The sequence below is a fragment of the Okeania sp. SIO2B3 genome, from assembly GCF_010672525.1.
Taxonomy (GTDB): Bacteria; Cyanobacteriota; Cyanobacteriia; order Cyanobacteriales; family Microcoleaceae; genus Okeania.
Genome location: NZ_JAAHGH010000218.1, coordinates 1 through 2,814, shown reverse-complemented (window position 1 = coordinate 2,814; position 2,814 = coordinate 1). Strand labels below are relative to the sequence as shown.

General features: G+C 34.8%; 2 protein-coding genes. Both read left to right on the top strand.

The genetic code is table 11. The annotated features are described in order from the left end of the window. The first annotated feature begins 269 nt into the window (after positions 1–269). Positions 270–2,333 carry a thioredoxin domain-containing protein gene (locus tag F6K15_RS37685; RefSeq protein WP_293071184.1) on the top strand — a complete coding sequence of 688 codons (2,064 nt, stop codon included), beginning with the start codon at positions 270–272 and terminating at the stop codon, positions 2,331–2,333. 171 nt (positions 2,334–2,504) lie between these two features. Then, a complete protein-coding gene (locus F6K15_RS37680; protein ID WP_293071182.1) occupies positions 2,505–2,678 on the top strand; it encodes a hypothetical protein in 174 nt (57 codons plus the stop codon). Positions 2,679–2,814 lie beyond the last annotated feature (136 nt).

The following is a 2,814-nucleotide window of genomic DNA, read 5'->3' as shown; positions in this document are numbered from 1 at the left end:
TGGTAATTGTTAATAATTAATAATTAATAATTAATTATTAATTGTTGAATATCATGCGTCCCCTTGCCAAACCTGAGAAGTAATTATTCATTACTAATTGCTGTTTGCGTAGCATCCCGCAGGGAAGTGCTGACTGCTAATAACTGAATGCTTACAAATCAAGCCCTAAAATTCATAAATACGTTATAATCTGCGGAATTGTTAATCATCTACTTTTCAAAGTACCAGAATAATTGACAATATTAATGATAACTAGGGAGTCAGAAAAAATGACCAATCGTTTAGCTAAATCTCAAAGTCTTTATCTCCGTAAACACGCAGAAAATCCTGTAGATTGGTGGCCGTGGAGTGAAGAAGCTTTAGAAACTGCACGGCGAGAAGATAAACCAATTTTTCTATCAATTGGTTATTCAAGTTGTCACTGGTGTACCGTAATGGAAGGAGAAGCTTTTTCTGATGATAAAATCGCCCAATATTTGAATGAAAAATTTTTACCAATAAAAGTAGACCGAGAAGAACGACCTGATGTAGATAGTATCTATATGCAGGCATTACAAATGTTAACTGGACAGGGTGGTTGGCCGTTAAATATATTCTTAACTCCTGATGATTTAACACCTTTTGTTGGTGGAACTTATTTCCCTATTGAACCTCGCTATGGACGACCAGGATTTTTAGAAGTTTTACAAAAAATTAGGGGATTTTATGACATTGAAAAAAATAAACTTAACGATTTAAAATCCGAAGTGTTAGAGGGATTAAGAAAATCAGTTTTATTACCAGAAGCAGAAGATTTAAGCCAAGAAATACTGCAAAAAGGTTTAGAAGTTAGTACCGCAATTATCAGCGATCGCTACTCTCAACAAAGCTTTCCTATGATACCTTATGGACAAGCAGCATTACAAGGAACAAGGTTTAATTTTGAATCTCAATATGATAGTAATCAAATTTGTTTACAACGAGGATTACATCTGTCATTAGGAGGAATTTATGACCATGTTGCCGGAGGTTTTCATCGTTATACAGTAGACCAAACTTGGACAGTTCCTCACTTTGAAAAAATGCTCTACGATAACGGTCAAATTGTTGAATATTTGGCTAATTTATGGAGTGCAGGACATCAAGAACCAGCTTTTAAACGAGGAATTATTGGCACAATAGATTGGCTAAAACGAGAAATGACTGCACCAGACGGATTTTTTTATGCTGCCCAAGATGCTGATAGTTTTACCACTCCAGATGAAGCTGAACCGGAAGAGGGTGCTTTCTATATTTGGAGTTATCAAGAATTAGAAAAATTATTAATCTCAGAAGAATTATCTGAACTATCAGAACAATTTTTCATAACATCTACTGGCAATTTCGAGGGAAAAATTGTCTTGCAAAGAAAGCAAAGAGGAAAGTTAAGTGAAACTCTAGAAAATTCCTTATCTAAACTGTTTGAATTACGGTATGGAGCTAAACCTTCTTCTGTAAAAACTTTCCCACCAGCAACCAATAATCAAGAAGCAAAAAATAATAATTGGCCTGGTAGAATTCCGGCAGTAACAGACACTAAAATGATTGTTGCTTGGAATAGTCTAATGATTTCTGGGTTAGCACGGGCAGCCACAGTATTTAACAATTCAGAATATCTAGAATTAGCCGTTAATGCTGCTAATTTCATCATCAAAAATCAGTGGGTTGACGAACGTTTTCATCGATTAAATTATGAAGGTAAACCTACAGTAATGGCACAGTCAGAAGACTATGCTTTATTTATTAAAGCAATGCTTGACTTACAACAGGCTTCTATTACTTCATCAAATACTAATTATTGGCTAGAAACAGCAGTAAAATTACAAGATGAATTTGATAAATTTTTATGGAGTTTAGAAGCATCAGGTTATTACAATTCACCGAGGGATGTTAGTGGAGAATTAATATTACGAGAACGGAACTATATAGACAATGCAACTCCCGCAGCAAATGGAATAGCAGTTGCTAATTTAGTACGTCTATTTTTGCTAACCGAAGAATTATATTATCTCGACCGAGCTGAGTCAGCTTTAACAGCTTTTAGCAGCATAATGAAACAATCTCCTCAAGCTTGCCCAAGTTTATTTGTTGCCCTTGACTGGTATAGAAATCAAACTTTAGTTAGAACCTCTGAAGCAGAAATTTCTAGTTTAATTACTCATTATTTTCCTACTACTATTTATAAAGTTGAAGCAGATTTACCCAAAAATTCTGTAGGATTAGTTTGCCAAGGTTTGATATGTAAAAAACCTTCTTTGAATAAACAGGAATTATTAGAACATCTAGAACAAAGTCAAAATCGTTGGACTAAATAATTAGGAGTCAGCCCTCAGGAGTCAGGAGTTGGGAGTCAGTAGGAAGAAAGTAGGAATTATCAGGGGATATTCCAGCATTTTATGGCTGCATTGAATGGAAAGCGCAATCAAAAAACTTTCTCCCTTCTAACCTTTTCTTTCCTTCAGCATAGCTGCCTTACTTTTTCCAAAGTGGAAGACTATGCTTTATTTATTAAAGCAATGCTTGACTTACAACAGGCTTCTATTACTTCATCAAATACTAATTATTGGCTAGAAACAGCAGTAAAATTACAAGATGAATTTGATAAATTTTTATGGAGTTTAGAAGCATCAGGTTATTACAATTCACCGAGGGATGAATAATTGTTCGGGAGCTCACGGGGTGACAAGCGCCTCAAAAGTATTGTGGGGTAAGGGTTTAAAATATATAATCCCTTTCAACAACTCTAATGTTTTTCTCATAATAATAATTATTCTGATAAAGAGTGAGCGATCGCGA